Origin of the sequence: Bacillus sp. FSL W8-0770 (assembly GCF_038008705.1) — a bacterium.
In the GTDB taxonomy this organism is placed as follows: domain Bacteria; phylum Bacillota; class Bacilli; order Bacillales; family Bacillaceae_G; genus Bacillus_A; species Bacillus_A cereus.
On the sequence record NZ_JBBOZR010000001.1, the window covers coordinates 4,947,576 to 4,971,869 of the forward strand.

Consider the following 24,294-nt stretch of genomic DNA (forward strand, 5'->3'; position numbering starts at 1 on the left):
TAAAGATGTTATATTCGCAAACGTATAGACAACTGGTTTATACACTGTTTTTACTATGAGGAAGGAGCATACACTGCATGAATCTTTTATGGGGAATTGGCGGCGTGATTGGAGTATTAGCAATTGCTTTCTTACTATCTTCCAACCGCAAAGCTATTAATTGGCGCACAATTTTAATTGCGCTAGCATTACAAATGTCATTTTCATTTATCGTATTACGATGGGACGCTGGTAAAGCAGGTTTAAAACACGCTGCTGACGGTGTTCAAGGATTAATTAATTTTTCTTACGAGGGAATTAAGTTCGTTACTGGGGATTTAGTCAACGCAAAGGGACCTTGGGGATTTGTATTCTTTATTCAAGCACTACTTCCAATCGTATTTATTAGTTCATTAGTAGCAATCTTATATTATTTCGGTATTATGCAGAAATTTGTTAGCATCGTTGGTGGTGCATTAAGTAAACTTCTTGGAACTTCTAAAGCAGAAAGCCTAAACTCAGTAACGACTGTATTTTTAGGACAAACTGAAGCTCCAATTTTAATTAAACCTTACTTAGCACGCTTAACAAATAGTGAATTCTTCACTATTATGGTAAGCGGTATGACAGCTGTTGCTGGATCCGTTCTTGTCGGTTATGCAGCAATGGGTATTCCGTTAGAGCACTTATTAGCAGCTGCAATTATGGCGGCTCCATCGAGCTTATTAATTGCGAAACTAATCATGCCAGAGACAGAAAAAGTAGATAATAACGTTGAACTTTCTACAGAACGTGAAGACGCAAATGTTATTGATGCAGCTGCACGCGGCGCATCTGAAGGTATGCAACTTGTTATTAACGTAGCAGCAATGTTAATGGCTTTTATCGCATTAATCGCTTTATTAAATGGATTATTAGGATGGGTTGGTTCTCTGTTAGATATTAAACTTAGTCTTGATTTAATCTTTGGTTACTTATTATCACCATTCGCAATCTTAATCGGGGTTTCTCCTGGTGAAGCGATACAAGCAGCAAGCTTTATCGGTCAAAAACTTGCAATCAACGAATTCGTTGCATACGCAAACTTAGGACCACACATGGCAGAGTTCTCTGACAAAACAAATCTAATTTTAACATTTGCAATCTGTGGATTTGCAAACTTCTCTTCTATCGCAATTCAATTAGGTGTAACAGGAACGTTAGCTCCTACTCGCCGTAAACAAATTGCACAATTAGGGATTAAAGCAGTTATCGCTGGTACATTAGCGAACTTCTTAAACGCAGCAGTTGCAGGTATGATGTTCCTATAAACTTATATAGAGTCTTCTCTTTCTACAAGAGGAGACTTTTTTCATGCAATCCAAACGTCTTTTATGTATCTATTAATCAATTTATCCTAAATATAGGCACATTATGATACAATAATGTTTAAGTCTTTTTATTTTTCTTATGAAAATAGAGATACTACTTGTTGTTATCCTTCAAAAGAGTTTAACGACATGGTCAATTTCTTAATAATTGCGCATACTACAAGTATCTATTGATGAAATAGCTTTAAGGAGGAAAGTTTTGTGAAAGATAAGTTCTATAAAATCCTCTCTATGTGGATTTTACAAATTGTATTTTATTTTACTACTGTACATGTGACGAAATATGAGCATGCTCTCATTTTTACACTAATATACGTAATCGTAAATTTACTATTCTTATTTTTAGCTGACAAAACAGCATTTATTTTCTTCATACTAGGAACCATTATTTCCGTATTTTATTTGTTCTATCAAGCATGGCTTCACTTATGGAGTACATCAGATCAATGGCAATATATGATTACCCACTTCCTGATGGCAGCTAACTTCTTCATTGTATATATAACAACTCACCTATTGAAAAAAGTGATTCATGAAAATAAAGCTTTAACTGAGCGTGTGAGAACATTGGAACAATATATTGGAGAATCCAAATTACTAACAAGACAAGAATTCGAGAGACGCCAAGCGTTATTAACGACTGCAATGAATCGTCGTAATGAAACAGGCATTATTGTTTACTTTGATTTCACTTCCTTTAGTAAATATACAAAGGAAAGTGTTATGGACCGTGTAGCTTCTTTATTAGTTGAAACGGTAAGGAATGATTTTGACCTTGCTGCTGAATATGATAATAATACGCTAGTTATTTTATTACAAAACACAAATGAAGCTGGTGCTGACATTGTAATGAACCGCCTAAAACCAAAAATGGAGCAATGGCTTGCTGCTGAAGCAATCAAAGATATAAAAATTTCACGCGAGCAAATTGGAAACAAAGGACAGACACTGTTATGATGACTCTCATTATACTTCTTTTATTCCTTCTGTTTTGCGTACTCGTTTTTTGGATTAGTATCACATTTTCAATTAAATATGTACTTATTTTTACGGCCTTTCTATTCTCTGGCTTACTCGTTTACTACTCTTTCTTAACAATCGCGGGCTTAATTCACCGAAATAGTAAACGAAAAGATCGTACGCTAGAACATTATCCGAGCGTCGATATTTTCATACCTGCCCATAATGAAGGCGTCGTTATTAAAGATACTTTAGAGGCGATGGCAAAGATTGAATATCCAGGAAAGCTAACTATTTATTTATTAAATGATAACTCTCAAGATGAAACACCTGAAATCGGAGATGATTTCGACAAAGCTTATGCTCATATTCGTCATATTCGTGTTCCTCCCGGTGAACCGAAGGGTAAATCACGTGTACTAAACTATGGGCTTAGTATTTCAGATGGTGAGTACTTCTGTGTTTACGATGCAGATAACCAACCTGAACCACACGCACTGCGAATGCTTGTAGAACACGCTGAAACAACTGAAGATGCTGTTGGAGCTGTTGGACACGTTCGTACAGTAAACGAAAAAAGAAACTGGTTAACGCGAATGATTTCGCTAGAATTCCAAATCTTCCAGCTCCTTATGCAATCTGGACGCTGGTTACTATTCCAAACGGGCTCGCTGACAGGAACAAACATGCTTCTTCGTCGCTCCGCACTAGAAGAGCTTGGTGGCTATGACCCTTACGCAATTGCAGAAGATGCTGAATTAACATTACGAATTACACAAAAAGGTTATCTCTTACCAATCGTCCCAGAATCAGTTACTTGGGAACAAGAACCAGAGCATTTAAAAATTCTTATTAAACAACGTACACGTTGGCTCCAGGGAAATTTATATATTTTAGAAAAAATGTTCTCATCATTAAGTTTCTTTAAAGGAAAGCTGCTTGTTCATTCCTTACAACAAGTTCTAGTGTATGTTGTATTTTGGCTATTCCTAATCATTTCGAACGTTTGGTTTGTAATTGGGCTCCTCGGGATATTCCAAATTCAATATAGCATTCCGCTACTATTTATGTGGTATGTCGCATATATTACATATGTTTCTCAATTATTTAGTGCCCAGAGTGTCGAACGAACCTTTACACCGACTAATATTTTTATTAGCGTTATTATGTACTTTACGTACGCACAGCTCTTTACGTACTTATTTATTCGTAGCTTAATCTTATACTTACGTGCAAAGAGCAAGAAACAAGTCATTGGCTGGGATAAAACAGTTCGATTTAAAAAAGATAAATAATAAAAATAAGCACAGAGCGCCGTATGCTCTGTGCTTATTTATTGCCGTATAAATTATATATCAGACAATACCCCTTAGCTGAAAGTAATTTCACGTCCATCCCCCAACGAACGATCGACCTTCATTTATATACGAAAAAGTGATTGCTATTTTTGTAGAACCAATTGCTTCTCTTGCTGTTCTTTGCGCGTTTCAGTCTTAGGTTCCGTGCTTTCTTGGACACTACGATGTGCCACACGTTTCAAACAAATATGCTTCCACTTTCTTTCGTAACGTTTCATTATTCTAGATGTCCCCCTTGAATGCGCTTTAAAACTATTTGAAATCGCTTACAGGAAATAATATAGCACATATATATAAACGTGACAACACATTTCCGACAATTTTTTGTCAAAAATATGAATAGAATTCGTAAGAGATCGAATATTGTCGAAACCTATCGTTTTTTCTTCGTATAAAAGGCATACTACTTATGTGGTAAAGTATTTTATTTCCCCTACCCGCATTTTAAATTCCTTCTATATAAAGTGAAACTTTCATTAGCCATCACCAATGGGGCTTTTACAAGCAGCTCGATTTATTTGCTTTTGCTGAATTTTGAGGTGGGGTTCTTACTGCTCAGCAAATAGAGGGATAAAAAAAGAGCTGATATGAAATCAGCTCTTTTCCTTCTATTATTAATGACGCTTCATACGTCCTTCTTTTTGTAACTCTTTAAATAATGCTGCCATCATAAAGAAAATAACAAAGACGAACGGGAATGCTGCAATGATAGCTGCCGTTTGTAATGCTTCTAATCCGCCAATATATAATAGCGTAGAAGCTATCGCGGCTAGAACGATACCCCAAATCATTTTAATACGATTTGGTGGGTTTAAACTACCATGTGTCGTTAACATCCCTAAAACGAATGTTGCAGAGTCTGCAGATGTAATAAAGAATGTTGCAATAAGTAAAATACCTAAAACTGATAAAGCTGATCCAAAGCTGCCCATCTGATCGAACATAGCGAATAATCCTACTTCTGTTCCCATCTCTTTCACTTTTTCGAAGATATGTGCATCACCAAACAGCTCCATATGAATACCTGTTCCGCCGAAAACGGAGAACCACAGTGCACCAATTACGGTCGGTACGAGTAACACACCGATAACAAACTCACGAATTGTACGGCCTCGTGAAACACGAGCAATAAACGTACCTACGAATGGTGACCACGCAATCCACCATGCCCAATAGAAAATTGTCCACGATTGAATCCATTGGTTTCCACCTTCGTCTAATGGACTTAAACGGAAGCTCATGCTTGGTAATTCCTGAATATAAGAACCGATTGTTGAAGTGAAGTAATTCATAATAAAGTTTGTTGGACCCGCAAATAATACAATGATCATAAGTGCAAACGCAAAAATAATATTCGTATTACTTAAATATTTAATTCCCTTATCAAGACCTGTTTGTGCAGATAACATGAAAAGAACCGTTACGATTGCAATAATAACTAACTGTGTCGTTAATGAGTTCGGGATAGATGTTAAATAACTAACACCACCCGCAATTTGTTTTGCACCGAGACCTAATGACGTTGCAACACCAAACACAGTTGCAAAAACAGCTAACACATCAAATGAATGAGCAATACGCCCGTGTTCCCCGCCCTTAAATAACGGACCTACTGTCGCACTAATCGTACTTGCTTTTCCTTTTCTAAAGGTAAAGTAAGCAATACATAACGCTACAAACGCATATAGTCCCCAAGGATGTAATCCCCAATGGAAAAATGAAAAACGCAGTGCAAGACGCGCACTTTCCTCAGTTGCACCTTCTCCAAACGGAGGTGCGTATAAATGGTTTAATGGTTCAGCAACGCCCCAGAAAACTAAGCCGATACCCATACCAGCACTAAATAACATAGCAAACCATGTCATGTAACTATAATCAGGTTCGTCATCATCTTTACCTAAACGAATAGAACCGTATTTCGAAACAATTAAAAAGATAGACACACCTAAAATAATAGAAACGGAAATAATATAAAACCAGCCGAACTTACTAACTAATGCAGTTTGAATTGCGGTTGTTACATTTCCTAAACTACCTTTTCCAATAATAGATTCGGGAATAATCCCCCAAATTGTAAATGCAATACATAATGTTAATGAAACGATGAATGTTTTTGTCAGTTTCCTCATCAAATCCCCCTTCGTAGGTTTCGCTTTTGTAAATAACATAAATTCCGATATGTAAAATCGGATAGAAAACTATAATTTTGCGGTGATTTTCTTACTTTCACCTTCACCAATTCGAATTCTTATGGACAGCCTTACCTTTCGTATAACCTTTTCACTCTGCAAGAGCTACAAGTTAGAAATACTGCTGTCAAATTGTGTGAGAAAAACGCGGATAGGAATGTATTTTCCTAAAAAAGGATGTGTTACATATGTAAAAAAGGGCAAATTTCTTCCTTGCAACCCTTTCGTTTTGTAACAATTATGCGGTTTTTTTGCTAGTATATAGCACGTGTTTATAGCTTCACAAACAAAATGTTTATGTTTATATAACTATATTACCCATAAAACGGTAAAATACTCAAGGAATGTAATCGTTTAGTAAACATCATGTAACATTCCTGTAACATTTTTATTTACGCCGAAAAAAACATGTTGTATTAAATATTTTGAATATAACTAGAAACCTATGAGTCATATAGAATGAAAAACGCTTTCCTATATTTTTTGTTATATTACAGGATATTAACGACTTATTACGAATGGTTTGTAATTGTGTGTTTTCCCCAAATCCGAAAAAATCTGTTGCTATAATGAGGACACGAAAACAAACGCAATGGAGGCTATCATGAAAAAATTAATTGGTATAGCAACAGCAGCAGTTTTTGGTCTTGGGATTTTCACATCATCTGCTAATGCAGAAACTGTTGTAACAACAGACGTACTAAACGTACGCGAAAACCCTACTACGGAATCAAAAGTTGTCGGTAAATTACTAAACGGTAATAAAATAGATGTACAAAATACAGAGAACGGATGGTCAAAAGTTACTTTAAACGGTAAAGACGCATTCGTAAGTGCAGAGTTCACAAAAAGCATCTACTACGTAACAGCTAACGTATTAAACGTACGTGCTGAAGCGAACACAAACTCAGAGGTTCTTGGAAAGTTGAAGAAAGACGATGTAATCGAAACAACGAACCAAGTACAAAATGAGTGGTTACAATTTGAATATAACGGGAAAACAGCTTATGTTCATGTTCCTTTCTTAACAGGTACAGCACCTGTAATTGAGAAACAAGAAACAACTGCTCCTGCTAAAGCTGAAGCACCAGCTAAGGCTCAAACAACTGTAGCGCAAGCAAAACCAGCTGCTAAGCCTGCTGTAAAAGCTGCTGAAACTAACACACCTTCTGGTGGTCGTGAGTTAACAGTTGTAGCTACAGCATATACAGCTCACCCGAGCGAAAACGGTGGCACATATGGCGGCCGTGTATTAACTGCAATGGGTCATGATTTAACTGCGAATCCAAACATGAAAATGATCGCTGTTGACCCGAAAGTAATCCCATTAGGATCTAAAGTATGGGTAGAAGGTTACGGAGAAGCTATCGCTGGAGATACTGGTGGTGCAATTAAAGGTAACCGTATTGATATCTTACTTGGATCAGATAGCGCTGCTCAAAAATGGGGACGCAAAACTGTTAAAGTGAAAATTTTAAAATAACCAATGACTGCTAAATTACAAGCCGGTTCTCTTTATTGAGAGCTGGCTTTTATTTATAATACATATAAGGAGGCTATGCCCATGAATGTACAAGCAAAAGTAGACTGGATTGGTACGCCAAAACCGTACATATATAAAGATGAAGTAACATATAACGCTACGTCTATTGATTTCTCACTCGCTGGCGATGATAACCGCTATAAGTTAATTGTGCTCAAGTCTGAAAACAATACACATTACAAAATTGTGCAATATGGAATAAAACCAGGCTCTCAAAAGCCATTTCCTATCGACATTCCATTTGAACAAAACATGTTACCAATTATAGAGCAGATATTACATGATCCATATGTACAAGAAATATTAAAGGAAACACACTCATAATTGTAAAAAAATATATCAACGATTTTTCAATTATATCTATCATAACTTACGATATATCAACGGTTCGACACGAAATATCGATTTAGCTACAAAAAAGAAGCTGTTCAAATATTGAACAGCTTCTCTCATATTAACGAGTTGGACCAGATACATCTTCTGATTTCAACGTATTATTTGCACCAAGAGAATGATACAACATCTTTCCATTTCCATTCACAGTTACAATATGTTCGTTATTAAAACTTTTGAACTTCACAGATCCATCACCGTAACGAATATGATACTCTTCATATGTCGTTACTTTATATTTCGTATCACTTTGACGCTCTACATTACGAACTTCCATCGCTAATAAGTCTTCTGTAATTCCTTTTTTGTGTAAATACTGTATATAATCACGGTCTTCCTTATACGATTTCCCGCTCTTATCATAATTATTTTCAATTAAACTAAAATCATTTAATGAAATTGCACGTACGTTATCATAAATATGATTTCTTACAAATTCGCCCACTGCTGAACTTGATGTTTCTTTCGGGAATTTTAAGTAATACGTGCTTTGGTCTCCAATTTTAACACTTTCAGATTTCATCACACCAAAATCAGTAGTTTTCTCTAAATGTACTTCTACTGTTTCATCTGTGGATACAGGGCCAAGCTTATAACTTCCATAATTTAATTTTCCACGTTTTTTCCCATTCACAAATACAGTTGCATCACTTTCATCAGAAGAAATGCTTACATACTTACCTTCAAGCGATAAATCCACTTTCACCTTCTCGCTCTGTTCATCCGCTAAATCTACTTCTTTCTCTGTTTCTAATTCAGTCAGTTCTGTCTTCGCCGTTGCCTTTACAACATATGTACCTGGGAAGTATGGCCCCAACTCTTTCGAAGTTTTATCACTAGAAAGCTCTGTTTCTTTTTTGTCATTCACATGTATTTCTGCATTTTTTGCAGTTGTACTAATGCTCATATAATAAGATTTCATGCTAAACTTATACTTTGGATATAAGAACCACTCTTTTCCCTCTTCTACTATTTCCCCGTCCTTAAATGAAGATTTATCTTTAGTTAACTTTTGATCTACTGTCTCTTTCTGTAAATAAGACAGTAATTGTTTGTTGTAAGAAGGATTCTCTTTTAAATAACGCATGTACGCTTTAATATCCTCTGTCTTAATCTTTAAGCTTGAATCATTCGCTTTTACAAACTCATCAATTGCATTAATATCTTTCTTTTGGAATGCTTCAATCATTACATTTACTTGCTTTTCTTTTGAAAACTTATATGCCCCAAATAATAATGCAGCAATAACAGCAAAACCAATGATCAAAAATAAATTTTTCTTACTTTTCACTGATTTTGTCTCGCTTTGTAATTCTGTATATGAAGCAGCAGTGTTATCAACGATTACTTCTACTTTACTCCCACACTCCGGACAAAAGTTCAAATGGTCTGCAACGTTCTTTTTACATGTTCCACAAAACTTCAACGTGCTCTCCTCCTATTTTTTAGCTAATTTCATTCCAGCAAATGCCGCTACATATGTCACAATCAAGCTAAACAAAGTTAAATATATAAATGAATTTTGCATAGATAATACCGTTCCACTTGTTCCAAATAAACCTGTTACAGTTCCTGAAACATTAATTTGGAACTTAGAAATCATATTCATTACAATCATCATAATTGTGTAAGAACCACTACATACCGCTAATGTAATATATATATTGGCAGTCGGTAATTTAGCTAACTTTCTTCCCGCTCTAAACATAAAGAACAATGGAATAATAAGCAGTAATAAACCATAATGGAATACGTTATTCACTTTATCAAATTCTGCAAGGCTTTCCTCATTTGCTCCTTTTGAAATCAATATCTCTCTAAGCTCTACGCCATTTACAGAGACGCCTGATATAAATGAAAACGATAGTGTGCTCTCATATGTATTTGATTTCTTACCAATTCTAGTAAATTCTTTACTAAGTGCTGGACTTGATACTTCTAACGGCGCAAAATGAGCCATACTCCATAATTGAGGTGTTAACTCTAATGCTAATAATGTACTTTCAGATTTTAAAGTTGTTATTTCTTTTAATGGTTCAATACCATCTTCCTTACTTACTAACGCCATAATACAAACCGCTACCGCTGTTACTAATAGTCCTTTTATCATAGCTGAAACACCGTAATAAACAGACGCTCCATATGGCATTAACTCTTGAAATGCTACTGCCATATTGTTTTTGCTTGTATGAGCAATAAATCCTAATAAGGTAAATAATGTCCCACATACAAAACCACTCAATAAACTCTTAATCGCTGAATAGCCAACCGTAATCTTACCTGCTTCTGAGAATGGAATTGCAAAAGATTGTGATGCTATAAAACTTATAATGAATAAAAAGACGCCATAAATAATACCAACTGTTGCTGCCATAAAGATTTGATCTTTAATCGTTTTCGCAACATGCTGTTTCCCTAACCAAATTCCTGTACCAGCGAAAATAATAAATGGAATGATTAATAATAATGTAAATGGAGTATGCCAAGATAAAGAAAATATCAATCCACTATCATCGTTAGCTGTAAAACCAAGTAAATGGTAACTTAACATCGTAGAAGTTGCACTCGAATAAAAACTTGGCAACATTTCTAATTCCTTCGCAAATTTGCTAAACATCTCACTTAACATAGAAGCAAATAATAAACTACCAATCCAGCCAGCAATTAACATGAGAATACTTGCAACAGCCCCACCAATAAAACCTTTTTGTAAAACGGCTTTATCTGCTTTAAATTCAACTTTAGGAGCACCATCCATTGTAGGCAATTTTACAGATTGTTCTTTTTTCTTCACAACAGATAAAGAATACCCACACTTTTGACAATATAAATTTTTTTGAGCATTTTCACTGCCACAACCTTTGCAGTATTTTGCAGTATCTTTTTCTAATGTTACTGCATCTATAGCTCCTGCAATCTCCATACTACCTTCATTTGGGCAATAATTTACTTCTTCACCATGTTGTTTTCCACATGTGCGACAATACATTTAATTCACTCCCCACTTTGCTTAATTCCACAAACTGGACAGTAAGTAGAGTTTTTATCGATATGCTCATTACATGAAATACAATTTACCGTTTCACCATCATTTTCTACTGCTAACATCGGGTTAGGTTTTCCACACGAACCACAAAACTTATCATTTATTGATAAAGGTCCACCACATTCACATGTAGCTTTTTCACCTTGTTGTTTTTGCAATTCAACAATGCGCTTTCTTGCTTGATAAATAGCTACATCAAATTCTTGAACTGGAGCAATCATTTCTTTTAAGCTCGCTTCATTTACTCCACTTCCTCTTAATTGAACATACACTTGCTGCCCAACCTCTAATAGAACCTCTGCTTTTTTCTGCATTTGCACTTGCATTCCCTTTTTCAATTGAGCAATTTCTTGTGCAACTTGCAATTTCATTTTCCCTTGTTCTATTCCTTCTTGTAACTTATTCATTCCACTACCTAACTTCGTCTGTAAATCTGACAAATTATTTCTCCTCCTATACGTATATATTAATATATAAAATTAATATTTTATATATTACCATGATTTTCAAGTTATGTAATCCAAATTTCATTTTTTCTGTTTTGAGCATTTTTTGTTTATAATGGTAAAGGAAAGAAATATGTGTACGGAGGAATATTATGCTGCAACACTCAATTACGAAAGATGAAATTATGATGATTGCGAATGAGTTCGTTCAAGGACTAGATCCGCAGCAAACAGCTGATCAGGAACATGTCGCTACAGCTCGGCACCTATATCGTAGTGGTGTTGTCTACAACGTTGACTTTGATGGTTATACACTGTCAGGAACTGTAGATGCGGAAGGCAACGTATATAGCGTTCATATTCCGATTCGTAATGTCGCTGAAAGTTATTGTGATTGCTTCGCACCAACACAATGTGAGCATATGCTCGCTGTATTGCTATCTGCAGCGTCTAGTTTCGGGCAAGTAGGAGATGTATTAACTTTATTTAAAAATAATACGAAACCTTCCCTTCCTCCTATTAGAACTGCAAGACAAGTATTGCAATCATCAGCTTTTGAAGAAACGGATTATAAAAGTTGGGAATCATATTTTGAAAAAGAATATGAATCATTTAAAAAAGAACAAGCTCGCCTTACTTATAAACAAATGTATTTTCTTATGAGTATCTTTACAGATTTCTATACGAAGCTTGAGCGGAAAGCTCCGCGCGTCATCGCCATACATGAATTATTCAGGTTACATGCAGCAATTTACTGCTTTCAAAAATTATTAGAAGAAATTCAGGCATTCGAAGCAAACAAAACGTATTCTTATCACCAACCTGTTAATGTCATTCGCCTATTTGTAGATAAAGTGGAATCCATCGTTCGGGACTTACAATCAGAAGCGATTCCTTCAGAGTCTGAAATAATTTTGCAAGAAACAGCTCGTCTCGTTCATGAAGTATTCTTCTCTACCGACACTTATACGCAAGAGCGATTTTTCATTTATCGTCACATATGGAGTGAACTTTTAAACAATAAAGAGAACATACAAGAGGAAGAAAAACGAATCGATACGAAAATCAATCCACTATCCAAAGCATTAGCGTCTTCTCATCTTCTCTTTTTAAATGATGAAGATTTACTAGCGATGGACTTACTAAAGAAACAACCTGCTTCTGTTGTGAGTCTATACTTCTATTGGTTAGAAGAACTATTAAGTGCCATGCAATGGGATCGTGCAAAAAACTGGCTTTCCTTTACGTATAAACAAGTAAAGAAAACGATCCAAGATCACGAAAATACGCTTTTCATAAAAGATATCGTTCGGCTATTTGTAATCATGTATGAAACATACGCAACACATACAAATGAACAAGCTGGTTTTGAAATGATTTTACAAGAACTATTACCGTATAGTTTCACAAACTACGAACAGTACGTACTCGCGAAAAAACAGTATCGCACATGGGCAGAGCTTCATCTCTTATATGGATTTGAGGCAATTGAACTGTTGAAAGAGCCACTGAAAGATATTGAAAAAGAAGCGCCAGAAGTGGCACTTCCTCTTTACCATCTTGCTGCTGTAGAGGCGATTGAAGAACGAAATCGTAAATCATATAAACGTGCAGTTCGTTACTTAAAGAAATTACGGACATTATATAAACGATTAAAACGCACCGATGAATGGGATGCTTTCATTATTCACATCGCCAATCTCCATTCACGTCTGCGTGCACTACAAGAGGAATTACGGAAAGGAAAATTAATCGATGATCAATCAAACTGAAGTAACAATTAGGCTCCAGCATGTTAGTCAAGGTTGGTTCCTTTGGGGAGAAGATGACAGCGGTACTCCATTATCCGTAACAAGTTGGAAACGAAATGCATTCACATGGCACTCCACTTCTTTCTACGGTACGTTTCTAAAAGAAGCAACCTTCGAAGGAAAACAAGGTGTGCTGCTAACAAATGCACAAGCCTTTGAATACATTGCAAACAAACCGATGAATTCCTTTGCACATATTCAAATAAACGGCACGATTACAGCACTTACGAAAGATGCAAATGAACTATGGGATGCCTTTACGAGTGGTAGTTTCGTACCAGATATGAATCATTGGCCTAAACAACCATCTTGGAAAGTTCAAAATACACCAATTGAAGATGACACATTAGCATCGCTTTTCTCAGCAGCAGTAAATGAAAGCATATTACAAGACAACCGCTCAAATGACGGCTGGGAAGATGCTAAAAGACTATATGAACATTATGACTTTACGAAAAGACAACTGGAAACAGCACTACATGAAGAAGATTGGCTTCGAAAAATTGGTTATATTGAAGATGATCTTCCGTTTACAATCGGACTAAGACTACAAGAACCACAAGAAGAATTTGAAATGTGGAAGCTTGAGACAATTGTGACACCAAAGCGCGGGGCGCATCGCATATATGTATATGAAAACATCGATTCCTTACCGAAAAGATGGCACGATTACGAAGAACGGATTACAGAAACACAAGAAGGTTTTAGTAAACTCATACCGTGGTTAAAAGAAGGAGATACGTTCCGAAATGAACTCTTTGAAACAGAAGCGTGGAACTTCTTAACAGAAGCAAGCGACGAGTTACTTGCAGCCGGTATTACAATTTTACTACCATCATGGTGGCAAAATTTAAAAGCAACAAAACCGAAATTACGTGTCCAGCTGAAGCAAAATACAGCACAAACACAATCGTTCTTCGGTATGAATACGCTCGTTAATTTTGATTGGCGCATTTCGACCAACGGCATTGATTTATCAGAAAGCGAATTTTTCGAGCTCGTTGAACAAAACAAACGTCTATTTAATATAAACGGTCAATGGATGCGACTAGATCCAGCCTTTATCGAAGAAGTAAGGAAACTCATGAACCGTGCCGATAAATACGGACTAGAGATGAAAGATGTCCTGCAGCAACATTTATCAAATACGGCTGAAACAGAAATTGTAGAAGATGATAGTCCGTTTACTGATATTGAAATCGAACTAGATGGATATTATGAGGAACTATTCCAAAAGCTGCTTCATATTGGAGATATTCCAAAAGTAGATGTCCCTACTTCACTAAACGCAACACTTCGTCCGTATCAACAACACGGCATTGAATGGTTATTATATTTACGAAAGCTTGGATTTGGAGCATTGCTAGCTGACGATATGGGACTCGGGAAAAGTATTCAAACAATCTCTTACTTACTATATATAAAAGAAAACAATCTCAAAACAGGCCCTGCATTAATCGTAGCGCCGACATCTGTTCTTGGAAATTGGCAAAAAGAATTTGAGCGTTTCGCACCGAATTTACGTGTTCAATTACATTACGGAAGTAATAGAGATAAGGGCAATTCTTTTGAAGATTTCCTTCAATCGGCAGATGTTGTATTAACATCTTATGCATTGGCTCAACTCGATGAGGAAGAACTAACTTCATTATGCTGGGATGCTGTTATTTTGGATGAAGCACAAAATATTAAGAACCCACATACGAAACAGTCGAAAGCAGTACGAAACTTGCAAGCAAATCACAAAATCGCTTTAACTGGTACACCGATGGAAAATCGCCTCGCTGAACTTTGGTCCATTTTCGACTTTATTAATCATGGATATCTAGGAAGCTTAGGGCAATTCCAACGCCGCTTCGTCACACCAATTGAAAAGGATCGTGATGAAGGAAAAATCCAGCAAGTTCAACGGTTTATCTCACCATTTTTACTGCGCCGAACGAAGAAAGATCAAACAGTCGCATTAAATTTACCAGATAAACAAGAACAAAAAGCTTACTGTCCTCTTACTGGTGAACAAGCTTCCTTATATGAACAACTTGTTCAAGATACACTGCAAAATGTCGAAGGATTAAGTGGAATTGAAAGACGCGGCTTTATATTACTTATGCTGAACAAGCTAAAACAAATTTGTAATCATCCAGCTCTTTATTTAAAAGAAGAAGAGCCACAAAATGTCGTTGAACGCTCTATGAAAACAAAAACGTTAATGGAGCTCATCGAAAATATAAAAGATCAAAATGAAAGTTGCCTCATCTTCACTCAATACATCGGCATGGGGAACATGCTAAAACGTGTGCTAGAAGAAAAATTCGGCCAGCGTGTCCTCTTCTTAAACGGTAGTGTACCGAAAAAAGATCGCGACAAGATGATTGAGGAGTTCCAAAACGGAACGTATGACATTTTCATCTTATCCTTAAAAGCTGGCGGAACAGGATTAAACTTAACCGCTGCCAACCATGTCATTCACTACGATCGTTGGTGGAACCCAGCTGTGGAAAATCAAGCAACAGACCGCGCATATCGCATTGGTCAAAAACGATTTGTTCATGTTCACAAACTCATTACAACAGGAACATTAGAAGAAAAAATTGATGAAATGCTAGAAAGAAAACAATCTCTAAACAATGCAGTCATCACAAGCGATAGTTGGATGACTGAACTATCAACAGACGAACTAAAAGAATTACTTGGTGTATAAAGTGAAACTTTAATTAGGCCAATTACGTAGAGTTTTACTACCCGCAAAAAAAGCGCTAATCTCGAAATGAGATTAGCGCTTTTTTCTATTCCAAAACCAATTACTTATTATAATCCCCGTTAACCCGCCGCACGTATCAAGCAATGAATCTTGCCACATTGGTGTACGGTCTCCCGTATACCATTGGTGAATTTCATCAAATGTTGCATAACCCGCAACGAAAAGAAGGGCATATATAAAACATCTTTTCCTCGAATGACCTGATCGATGAAAAGCGTAATAAATCAATGAACCTAGCATAAAGAACACCATAAAATGAGCACCTTTACGAAGGAAAAACTCAATAAATCCGCCTACACCTTTATTCGCAATACTAACAGGGGTTCCTCCACCATAATCGATAGATACCCATGAAAAATGCTCTTTCACAAATTCAACATTTACATATTGTTCAATATCTGAACGCATATCCTGCTTTTTATATGGTTGTGCCGAAGAATAGAAAATCAGCCCCATCCATAGTAATACAGGAATCCAAAATAACCATTTACGATTCATTATCCAGAATTCTCCTCTCTTAATCTTTTAAGGGTACCAAAAAAAAGAAAAAATTTCACGCCAAAACATGACATTTGCATCCTATTTATAAAGTGAAAGGAGGTGATACACATGGCAATTGAAACAATCGTAATGGATTTAACTTTACGTCTTGTCTTAAACAACGGATTAGATAAGAACGGCAAAACAGTTTTCAAGAGCAAACAATTTAAACGTGTTAAAACAAATGCGAGCTTAGATCAAGTACACAATGTAGCTCATGCTCTAGCTTCCTTACAAGCATCACCGCTTCACGCTGTACAACTTGTAAGCACATCAGATCTTTCTAAACTATAAAGTAAAACTCGGATCAGTGGGGATTTTATTCATCCCCGCTGATTATTAGCCCGCAATTTAACCGGCAGACCCAAATCCCGTAAATAGCGGGATAAATACAAAGGAGGGAATAACACATGCAAGTACTAGAGTTGATTTTCGCGAAGGAAGATGGAAAAACAGTCGTTTTTTCTATCGATACGCCCATCACACCAATCGATGCACAAGTCGTAAATCAAGTAATGGATACAATCCTTGCCTCATCTGTATTTTCATCCATTGATGAAAATACAAGAAAAAAGGGAGCTCGCCTTGTAGAAAAAAATGTATCTGAAGTTCCCATTACTCTATAAAATGAAAAAGACGAATCTGCATCATTTTGCAGATTCGTCTTTTTTCTTCGGCATTTCAATCGGGATAAAAATCTTTGAAAAACCGACGCATACGTACTTATAATGTTCTTCACCTATATCAAACTCAGTCGTATATGTTGAGAAGAATATATAATCATTTCGCTTCGTATAATGATCAATTAATAACCCAACTTGTGGCTCAACATACTTTTTGGCTAACTTTTTACCGGCCGATGCCAAGTCGCCAAGGAGACCCTCTTCATTCTCTTTTTGAACTTCATCTAGCTTCTTACTCACATCATTACGCTTCATAAACTGCTTCGCTGCCCATTCTGTATATTCTCCCTTACTCGGATTACTGTTTGCTAAATATACTAGGAGAACGACAACTAAAGCCATAATAATATACTTTTTCTTCATACTATATCACCGCCTACTCTTTTCTATTTTCATATATATGTACAAGCGATGCAAATTAGAAAGACTATCACCTATTGATTGTAAACGAATAGCCAAAATTTACAATATGAAATAGAATATTAACAGTAAATTTACTTAATTTATATATAATTATATTCGGAATGAAAATTATAAGGGAGGATATAGAATTATGGATAATGAAAACAACATTTTTATTTCTAGTTCTACAATGATGCTTGAACCATGTAAACACCCTTATTACCGTACAAAAATTATCGACAGTAGCGGGAACCATCTTTACTCCTGTCAAACTGCTCTCCAACTTATACAGAAATCTTGTCTAACAAATATTCATTCTACTTATCAAGGGAGACGTAATGCTGTAAAAACAAAATTTAAATTTAAACAAAACGTTCCAATTCCGATCAATCATAGAGAATATATTTGTGCTTTCCCAACAGAATCTCCTGCTTCTCCAAATTGTATTTGGCTTTTCTTCAAACATGTTCATACAATAGAGTTTTTCAAAAAAGCTAAACGAGCTAAAATTCATTTTTCAAACGGAGCTACCGTAACGATACAAATTAGTTCCCATAAGCTAAGTCAGCAATTATGGAAAGCTGGATATGTATTATCCCAAATGAACATGCAAGATTCATCACCTTAATAACAAATAGAATGGAAGGTAGTATTTCCTCACCTTCCATTCTATTTGCTATTTTTATCCTTTTACACTATCGCGCATTTTCTCGAGTGCTTGCCGATACATCCATCTTACTTGATAATATGTCATTTCCGTCTCTAAAGCGATTTCTCCCATCGTCTTCCCTACAAAAAAACGTTCAAAAATAATATACTTCTCCTTCTCGTCTAACACACTCATAAAATCCTTCACTCTTATTTCAACATCTTCAAAATGAAAGATTCCCTCATACTCACCTACACATACACATCTTTCTTGCAAAGTAGATTCTTTCTTCAATCTTTCTAATATATAACCACGCACCGTTACAAGTGCATATGCAGGGAAATACCCCTTCTTTGCATCAAACCTTTCATACGCATGCCAAAGACCGATTAAACCACATTGATAATACTCTTCATAATCTTTACGAATACCTAATTTCTTTATCTGATTTATAATCATTCCTTCGTACAAAACAACTGCCTCTTTAAAAGTGGCTGGCTTCACACAGTACCCGTTTCTAAAAGGTATACCTTTCTAGTATTCCGCGGTACCTTCACAATATAAAAATAAAGAAAAGATTTCACCGTGAGTAATTTCAAATACTACCGACGGAATTTGAAATTACACCAGCTAGTATTTGAAATTTTGTTGGTGGTATTTGAAATAGGGGTAAAAATAAAAAAGGTGACTCTCTTGAAGAGTCACCTTTTTCTAAAAGAATAAATTATGCACCAAATTTTGGAGCTAGACCACTTAAACTAGTAAATCCAACTGAAAGAATAAAGAAAATAACAATTAAAATCGTTGCTTGTTTTTTACTTAATCCAGCCGTAATATGTAATCCTAATCCCATTACAACTAATGTCCAAATATTGAAAACTTCGAATGATGAAGCAGCACCATGAGCAACTGTACCTGGCTCAAATAAAGTTGCTAAACTTGTATAAGAAGTTTCAATATCTCCACCAAGAATCATTCTAATAATAAAGTTCACAATTGCACCTAAAATTGAAATCGTATATGTGTAGACATAAATAGATAATAATTTCATGTATGAAGTATCATTACTCATAAACATCATAATCACTTTATAAATAGCTGCCGCAATGAAGAACCAAATCGCAGTACCAAATAGCCCTCCAACAATACCTGCTCCTATTCCGAAGTAACCAACAACTTTAGCCGTTTCAGCATCAGGCACCTCACTCATTACATCAGGATGATTCATTACTTGATACATGCTAATCCCTGCAATTACAGCTGTTAATATAATGAAAAGGAAAAATGCCCCCCATACTGGACTTTTCGTCTTCATTCTCTCAAATTGCTCACCTGGAGAAGTAATCATTCCTAATAATGATGGCTTCTTCGCACCTACATCTTGCGTATTAATATTTGCTTCCATTATAACGCCTCCTTCTATTTATATAACCCGTTCTAACGGGCGGTTCACTTCCTCATATAGAGGCTACGAACCGCCCACTAGAACGGTAATGTGTAGTTCTACTACACTATTAATTACTCATAACGCAATGCTTCAATTGGATCTAATTTCGCAGCTTTGTTTGCTGGAATTAATCCGAAAATAATACCGAGTGTCATCGAGAACAGTACGCCTCCAACGACAACTTCCCACGAGACGAGTGGTGGCCATTTTGCGAATGTAGAAACGATATATGCTCCGCCATACCCAAGACCAATTCCGATTAAACCACCTAGAAGTGTTAACATAACAGCTTCAATTAAAAACTGTAATAAAATTTTACTACGCGTTGCTCCAAGCGCTTTACGTATCCCAATTTCGCGCGTACGCTCCGTTACAGATACAAGCATAATATTCATAACACCAATACCACCAACGACTAATGAAATACCCGCGATACCACCGATAATCATCGTCATGATGCTAGTTACTTTAGAAACATTTTCTTGGAGTTCTTTTAAATTCACCAGTTCATATTTACCTGGGATTTCACTTGGCTTACGACTATTTAATACATCAACAGCTCGTTTCCCTGCTGCTTCTAAATTGTCTACATTTTCAGCTTGAATTGCGATATTTTGAATATCATCTGTCCCGTATAAAACAGGCCATAACGTAAGAGGAATTAACGCTTCTTCCATTTCAAATCCCATAAATTCATTATCTGATGTATACACACCAATAATTTGCATTGGCTGTCCCTTCATCTCAATAATTTGTCCAACTGGGTTTACGTCCTTAAATAACGTTTCCTCTGTTTTTGTGCTAATCATCACAACGTTATTCGCGTGAGAAATATCTGATTCATTTAAGGAGCGGCCCTTTACAACCTTTACTTTATTAACCGCAAAATATTCATTATCAAGTCCAATAACATTCAGCCTTGCTTTTTTATCATTTACATCAAGTGTCTCTGTTGTCGAATTTGTTGTAATAACGTGTGAAACATCTTTCACTTGTTTTACTTCCAAAATATCCTCTTCCGTTAACTTCGGTATTTCAAATCCACCTATAGCAAATTCATCATTAATATCTGCTTTAAATTGAATTGGCATAAGGTTATTACCACCAGAACCTGCGAATTTCGATTTCAACATCGCTTCCCCGCCTTGCCCAATTGCAACGACAGTAATAATCGAACCTACCCCGATAATAATACCGAGCATCGTAAGAGCAGAACGCAGTTTATGAGCTAAAATAGAAGATAAGGCAATTTTTATACTATCTAGTAAACTCATACCGCACACCTTCTATCTTCTGTAACTTTCCCGTCTCGCAGTACAATGCGGCGGGAAGAATACGCTGCTACTTCCTCTTCATGCGTAACCATAACAATCGTCGTACCTTCTGCATTAAGCTTCGTGAAAATATTCATAACTTGCTCACCAGACTTCGTATCAAGTGCACCAGTCGGTTCATCGGCCATAATAAACGTTGGATTATTTGCAATCGCTCTTGCAATCGCTACACGCTGCTTCTGTCCACCTGATAACTCATTTGGTAAATGATGCACGCGATCTGCCAATCCAACTTTACCTAGCGCCTCCAAAGCACGCTTGTGACGCTCCGCTTTCTTCACGCCACCATATACGAGCGGAAGCTCAACATTTTCCACTGCTGAAAGACGAGGCAGTAAATTAAAATGCTGGAATACAAAGCCAATATATTCATTACGAATTAAAGCAAGCTTTGACTCGTCTGCTGTTAAGATATTCACGTCATTCAGCATATATTCGCCTTCTGTTGGACGATCTAAACAACCGATAATATTCATAAGCGTCGACTTACCAGAGCCAGACGGTCCCATAATCGAAACAAACTCACCGCTCTGAATCGTTAAACTAATACCATGCAAAATCGGCACCGCCAATTTTCCTTGATAATACGTTTTAGCAATATTATTTAACGTAATCATTTCTCTTTCACTTCCATTCCGTCATACACATCGTCGGAAGGATTTTTAACCACCTTTTGCCCCACTGTTACGCCTTCTACAACCTCTGTCCAGTCCCCATCAGTAGAACCTTTTTTCACATTTTGTTTACGAAGCTTACCTTTATCCTCAACATAAACAAATGCATCATCGCCTTTTGCTACAATGCTCTTACTTGGGACAGCAATCATCTTTTTATTCTCTAAGTTTACTTGCAGAGAAACGTGGTAACCTGGAGATAAACCTTCTTGGCTATCAAGACTTGCTTTATATGTATATTGAGACATATTTTGAGTTGCTTCACCCATGCCGCCAGCTTGCGCCATCTCTGCACTTGTTGGGAACTCACTTACCTCTGTAATCTTACCTGTCCACTTCTTCTTATTATTTGCTTTTGCCGTTACAGTGAATGTTTGATCTTTTTGGATTTGTGACTTTTGAAGCTCAGTTAACGTACCTTGAACTTGGAATGGATCTTTAGAAGCTACTTGTAAAAACGCTTTTCCTTGACCACCTAACGCTTGAGATGAACTTTGTGCCGCATCTTTATCTAACTTTTGAACAACCCCAGCGAAATTACTATAAATCGTAAGCTCTTTCTGCTTCTTACTTAACTCTTCTTTCTGCAACTTTCCTTTTTCTTTCTCAAGGTCAATTGTTTTTTGCCCTATCTCTAACTCGTTTACTTGCTCGTCCATCGGATCTGTTACTTCTTTCCCAGCTCCGCTATCTTTCGCCTTCTTAATTTCTTTCTTCAACGAATCAATCTTCTTTTTCCCTTGATCGTAACGCATATCTGCCATCTTCTGATCAAGCTCAGCTTGCTTCATTTGAAGATTAATCTCTTCATTATCATAAGAGAATAACTTCGTACCTTTTTCTACCTCTTGCCCTTCTTTTACCTCAATATCTTTCACTTTCCCTTTGGCCGGATCTGCATAGAAGCTTTCAATATTACCAGGCTTCACCTGACCAGAAATTAACTTCGTATTATTCAGCTTACGCTCTGTCACTTTCTCAAAACTTACAGCATCAGCATTTGTTGATGCACCCTTCTTTTTACCTTGCATAACAAAAATATTAATTGCCGCTACAATAACAATTAGTGCAATAACCCCAATAATAATCCATTTCTTCTTCTTGTTTGGAGTACGAACCGTATTTGGTAACATATTCTCTCTCCTTTTTATAACTTAATAGTTTAATATAAAAATTGTATAAAACTTTCTGAAAATAGATTACATATTATTACATTGTTTTTACAAAGTTTTACACATCCATTTATATTGTAACAAAAATTCCAATGATTAGAAATATGACATTATATCTTTTAAGATAGATTTAAGGAAAGATTATATTATATAGAAAAAGCCATCCAAATAATAATTGGATAGCTTTTCAAACAAAATATTACGCTACTTTAGGATCTTTTCTCTCATGTCCACGTTGAACAATAAATAAGAAGATTGTTGATAAAACCGCACCTGTTAATAGTAAGATGAAACAACCATCCCAGCCAGAACTATCAACAATAACACCAATTGCTGCGTTAGCTACAAGACTTCCGCCTACATAACCGAATAGACCACACATACCAACTGTCGTACCTACTGCAAATTTCGGTACTAATTCCATCGCACTTAAACCGATTAAGAACTGTGGTACATAAATTAAACAACCGATAATAGAAACTGCAATACTTACAACAAGTACGCTAGTTGCTTGCCAATATATAAACGTACCAATAACAACTCCAACCATACTAATAATACATAATGGCATACGTTTTCCTTTAAATAATTTATCACTTAAAAAGCCAACGATTAATGAACTTGGAATTGCCATACCTTCAAAGATTGCATATGCCGCATGCGCTTCTGCTTTTGAAAATCCTTTAACTGTCGTTAAATAAAGTGGAACCCAGTTAATAACACCGAAACGAATTAAATAAACAAAAGCATTCGCAATACATAAGAACCATACAAATTTATTTTTCACTACATACTTCATTAAAATTTCTTTTGGTGACATCTTATTAGCATTATCTGCTTTTTCAAGATTTTCATAGTCATTACGATACTCATCAATTGGAGGAAGACCTTCAGATTCTGGTGTATCCTTCGCATTGATCCAAACAATTACTGCAATTACCATTGCGATAATCGCAGGGAAAATAAACACGCCACCTTGCCAATGATTTTCACCGAAAATACCTACACCAATTCCGACAAGTGGTGGCACAAGCATTCCACCAACGTTATGTGAAATATTCCAAAGACCTGTTTTCGTACCGCGTTCTTTCTTCGAGAACCATTTCGTCATAACAATACTACAAGGTGGTGCTCCCATGCCTTGTACAATACCGTTAACAACAAGCAATGTAACAATCATCCCAAATGATGATGCAAAGCCGAAACAAATATTTACAAGCCCTGATAAGAATAAACCGACTGCGATAAAGCGCTGGGCGAAAGCTTTATCTGATAAATTACCCATAAAGAACTTACTAAATCCATAAACAATTGCCATTACTGAACCTAGTAGACCAATTTCAGCTGTACTAAAACCATATTCTTGTACTAAATACGTACTTGATAACGTAAAGTTACTACGAACTAAATAATAAGCAGCATATCCAACTGAAATCCCGATTAACACACGAATACGTAGTAATCGATATACACGGTCGATCATATCCGCTGGCAATCTTTCAATTGCAGGTGCTGGCTTAAGCCATTTAAACATATA

The 24,294-nt window shown here is 36.2% G+C and carries 22 protein-coding genes; 10 read left to right on the plus strand and 12 right to left on the minus strand.

Annotated features, from left to right (window positions below; all coding sequences use genetic code 11):
• Positions 1-77 precede the first annotated feature (77 nt).
• From NST27_RS25570 to NST27_RS25580, 3 genes are all read left to right on the plus strand, one after another.
• Complete coding sequence (locus tag NST27_RS25570) at positions 78-1,289, plus strand: NupC/NupG family nucleoside CNT transporter (protein ID WP_001051030.1); 1,212 nt, start codon at positions 78-80, stop codon at positions 1,287-1,289.
• Between the two features lie 261 nt (positions 1,290-1,550).
• The gene (locus NST27_RS25575; protein WP_000653223.1) at positions 1,551-2,306 is read left to right on the plus strand and encodes a diguanylate cyclase; all 756 of its coding nucleotides are present in this window, start codon (positions 1,551-1,553) and stop codon (positions 2,304-2,306) included.
• Positions 2,303-3,604: a glycosyltransferase family 2 protein gene (locus NST27_RS25580; protein ID WP_000988624.1), complete on the plus strand. Its 1,302-nt coding sequence runs from the start codon at positions 2,303-2,305 to the stop codon at positions 3,602-3,604. Before NST27_RS25575 ends, NST27_RS25580 begins: the two co-directional genes overlap by 4 nt.
• A gap of 677 nt (positions 3,605-4,281) precedes the next feature.
• Here NST27_RS25580 and opuD read toward each other — a convergent pair.
• Positions 4,282-5,796 (minus strand): glycine betaine transporter OpuD, encoded by a 1,515-nt coding sequence (gene opuD / locus NST27_RS25585; RefSeq protein ID WP_001230117.1) that lies wholly within the window; start codon positions 5,794-5,796, stop codon positions 4,282-4,284.
• A gap of 664 nt (positions 5,797-6,460) precedes the next feature.
• Between opuD and NST27_RS25590 the strand changes: the two genes are divergently transcribed.
• Complete coding sequence (locus NST27_RS25590; RefSeq protein ID WP_000733353.1) at positions 6,461-7,339, plus strand: cell wall-binding protein EntA; 879 nt, start codon at positions 6,461-6,463, stop codon at positions 7,337-7,339.
• An 81-nt stretch (positions 7,340-7,420) separates the two neighbouring features.
• Complete coding sequence (locus tag NST27_RS25595; RefSeq protein WP_001102540.1) at positions 7,421-7,723, plus strand: DUF3910 family protein; 303 nt, start codon at positions 7,421-7,423, stop codon at positions 7,721-7,723.
• Between the two features lie 130 nt (positions 7,724-7,853).
• Here the strand turns inward: NST27_RS25595 and NST27_RS25600 are convergent, their stop codons facing one another.
• The 3 genes from NST27_RS25600 to NST27_RS25610 are packed head-to-tail and all read right to left on the minus strand — an operon-like array spanning position 7,854 to position 11,278.
• Positions 7,854-9,218 (minus strand): zinc ribbon domain-containing protein, encoded by a 1,365-nt coding sequence (locus tag NST27_RS25600; RefSeq protein WP_047387219.1) that lies wholly within the window; start codon positions 9,216-9,218, stop codon positions 7,854-7,856.
• 12 nt (positions 9,219-9,230) lie between these two features.
• Positions 9,231-10,781 carry a zinc ribbon domain-containing protein gene (locus tag NST27_RS25605; protein ID WP_000271640.1) on the minus strand — a complete coding sequence of 517 codons (1,551 nt, stop codon included), beginning with the start codon at positions 10,779-10,781 and terminating at the stop codon, positions 9,231-9,233.
• Positions 10,782-10,786: 5 nt separating this feature from the next.
• Positions 10,787-11,278, minus strand: a complete 492-nt coding sequence (locus tag NST27_RS25610) for a zinc ribbon domain-containing protein (RefSeq protein WP_001281752.1) — start codon at positions 11,276-11,278, stop codon at positions 10,787-10,789.
• 158 nt (positions 11,279-11,436) lie between these two features.
• Between NST27_RS25610 and NST27_RS25615 the strand changes: the two genes are divergently transcribed.
• Positions 11,437-13,056 carry an SWIM zinc finger family protein gene (locus tag NST27_RS25615; protein ID WP_000939135.1) on the plus strand — a complete coding sequence of 540 codons (1,620 nt, stop codon included), beginning with the start codon at positions 11,437-11,439 and terminating at the stop codon, positions 13,054-13,056.
• Positions 13,040-15,796: a DEAD/DEAH box helicase gene (locus NST27_RS25620; protein WP_000610110.1), complete on the plus strand. Its 2,757-nt coding sequence runs from the start codon at positions 13,040-13,042 to the stop codon at positions 15,794-15,796. Before NST27_RS25615 ends, NST27_RS25620 begins: the two co-directional genes overlap by 17 nt.
• Positions 15,797-15,868: 72 nt before the next feature.
• Here the strand turns inward: NST27_RS25620 and NST27_RS25625 are convergent, their stop codons facing one another.
• Entirely contained in the window at positions 15,869-16,354 is a 486-nt protein-coding gene (locus tag NST27_RS25625) for a VanZ family protein (RefSeq protein ID WP_001080707.1), read from the minus strand.
• Between the two features lie 111 nt (positions 16,355-16,465).
• On the opposite strand from NST27_RS25625, the gene NST27_RS25630 reads away from it, so the two are divergent.
• Positions 16,466-16,690, plus strand: a complete 225-nt coding sequence (locus tag NST27_RS25630) for a DUF1659 domain-containing protein (RefSeq protein WP_000963861.1) — start codon at positions 16,466-16,468, stop codon at positions 16,688-16,690.
• 116 nt (positions 16,691-16,806) lie between these two features.
• Positions 16,807-17,022 carry a DUF2922 domain-containing protein gene (locus NST27_RS25635; RefSeq protein ID WP_001197593.1) on the plus strand — a complete coding sequence of 72 codons (216 nt, stop codon included), beginning with the start codon at positions 16,807-16,809 and terminating at the stop codon, positions 17,020-17,022.
• Positions 17,023-17,043: 21 nt separating this feature from the next.
• Here the strand turns inward: NST27_RS25635 and NST27_RS25640 are convergent, their stop codons facing one another.
• The gene (locus tag NST27_RS25640; RefSeq protein WP_000731405.1) at positions 17,044-17,442 is read right to left on the minus strand and encodes a DUF4359 domain-containing protein; all 399 of its coding nucleotides are present in this window, start codon (positions 17,440-17,442) and stop codon (positions 17,044-17,046) included.
• Positions 17,443-17,632: 190 nt separating this feature from the next.
• Here NST27_RS25640 and NST27_RS25645 point away from each other — a divergent pair, with 190 nt between their 5' ends.
• Entirely contained in the window at positions 17,633-18,109 is a 477-nt protein-coding gene (locus NST27_RS25645) for a competence protein ComK (protein ID WP_000368313.1), read from the plus strand.
• Positions 18,110-18,163: 54 nt separating this feature from the next.
• Here NST27_RS25645 and NST27_RS25650 read toward each other — a convergent pair whose 3' ends face one another.
• The 6 genes from NST27_RS25650 to NST27_RS25675 form a co-directional block, all read right to left on the minus strand.
• Positions 18,164-18,634, minus strand: a complete 471-nt coding sequence (locus NST27_RS25650; protein ID WP_047387223.1) for a sigma-70 family RNA polymerase sigma factor — start codon at positions 18,632-18,634, stop codon at positions 18,164-18,166.
• A 220-nt stretch (positions 18,635-18,854) separates the two neighbouring features.
• Positions 18,855-19,535: a Yip1 family protein gene (locus tag NST27_RS25655; RefSeq protein ID WP_000387922.1), complete on the minus strand. Its 681-nt coding sequence runs from the start codon at positions 19,533-19,535 to the stop codon at positions 18,855-18,857.
• Between the two features lie 113 nt (positions 19,536-19,648).
• Entirely contained in the window at positions 19,649-20,851 is a 1,203-nt protein-coding gene (locus NST27_RS25660; protein ID WP_000054353.1) for an ABC transporter permease, read from the minus strand.
• On the minus strand, positions 20,848-21,528 hold the full coding sequence (locus NST27_RS25665) for an ABC transporter ATP-binding protein (protein ID WP_000631623.1): 681 nt from the start codon (positions 21,526-21,528) through the stop codon (positions 20,848-20,850). Before NST27_RS25665 ends, NST27_RS25660 begins: the two co-directional genes overlap by 4 nt.
• The gene (locus tag NST27_RS25670; protein WP_000937321.1) at positions 21,525-22,718 is read right to left on the minus strand and encodes an efflux RND transporter periplasmic adaptor subunit; all 1,194 of its coding nucleotides are present in this window, start codon (positions 22,716-22,718) and stop codon (positions 21,525-21,527) included. The genes NST27_RS25665 and NST27_RS25670 overlap by 4 nt, the downstream gene beginning before the upstream one ends.
• Positions 22,719-22,956: 238 nt before the next feature.
• Entirely contained in the window at positions 22,957-24,291 is a 1,335-nt protein-coding gene (locus NST27_RS25675) for an MFS transporter (protein WP_047387231.1), read from the minus strand.
• Positions 24,292-24,294 lie beyond the last annotated feature (3 nt).

Bases quoted from the DNA above. Each gene is read 5' to 3' on its own strand.
- NST27_RS25570 (WP_001051030.1), top strand. From the start codon at position 78: ATGAATCTTTTATGGGGAATTGGCGGCGTGATTGGAGTATTAGCAATT.
- NST27_RS25595 (WP_001102540.1), top strand. From the start codon at position 7,421: ATGAATGTACAAGCAAAAGTAGACTGGATTGGTACGCCAAAACCGTAC.
- NST27_RS25655 (WP_000387922.1), bottom strand. From the start codon at position 19,535: ATGGAAGCAAATATTAATACGCAAGATGTAGGTGCGAAGAAGCCATCA.
- NST27_RS25670 (WP_000937321.1), bottom strand. From the start codon at position 22,718: ATGTTACCAAATACGGTTCGTACTCCAAACAAGAAGAAGAAATGGATT.
- NST27_RS25605 (WP_000271640.1), bottom strand. From the start codon at position 10,781: ATGTATTGTCGCACATGTGGAAAACAACATGGTGAAGAAGTAAATTAT.
- NST27_RS25635 (WP_001197593.1), top strand. From the start codon at position 16,807: ATGCAAGTACTAGAGTTGATTTTCGCGAAGGAAGATGGAAAAACAGTC.
- NST27_RS25625 (WP_001080707.1), bottom strand. From the start codon at position 16,354: ATGAATCGTAAATGGTTATTTTGGATTCCTGTATTACTATGGATGGGG.
- NST27_RS25580 (WP_000988624.1), top strand. From the start codon at position 2,303: ATGATGACTCTCATTATACTTCTTTTATTCCTTCTGTTTTGCGTACTC.
- NST27_RS25590 (WP_000733353.1), top strand. From the start codon at position 6,461: ATGAAAAAATTAATTGGTATAGCAACAGCAGCAGTTTTTGGTCTTGGG.
- NST27_RS25630 (WP_000963861.1), top strand. From the start codon at position 16,466: ATGGCAATTGAAACAATCGTAATGGATTTAACTTTACGTCTTGTCTTA.
- NST27_RS25620 (WP_000610110.1), top strand. From the start codon at position 13,040: ATGATCAATCAAACTGAAGTAACAATTAGGCTCCAGCATGTTAGTCAA.
- NST27_RS25615 (WP_000939135.1), top strand. From the start codon at position 11,437: ATGCTGCAACACTCAATTACGAAAGATGAAATTATGATGATTGCGAAT.
- opuD (WP_001230117.1), bottom strand. From the start codon at position 5,796: ATGAGGAAACTGACAAAAACATTCATCGTTTCATTAACATTATGTATT.
- NST27_RS25675 (WP_047387231.1), bottom strand. From the start codon at position 24,291: ATGTTTAAATGGCTTAAGCCAGCACCTGCAATTGAAAGATTGCCAGCG.
- NST27_RS25665 (WP_000631623.1), bottom strand. From the start codon at position 21,528: ATGATTACGTTAAATAATATTGCTAAAACGTATTATCAAGGAAAATTG.
- NST27_RS25645 (WP_000368313.1), top strand. From the start codon at position 17,633: ATGGATAATGAAAACAACATTTTTATTTCTAGTTCTACAATGATGCTT.
- NST27_RS25640 (WP_000731405.1), bottom strand. From the start codon at position 17,442: ATGAAGAAAAAGTATATTATTATGGCTTTAGTTGTCGTTCTCCTAGTA.
- NST27_RS25660 (WP_000054353.1), bottom strand. From the start codon at position 20,851: ATGAGTTTACTAGATAGTATAAAAATTGCCTTATCTTCTATTTTAGCT.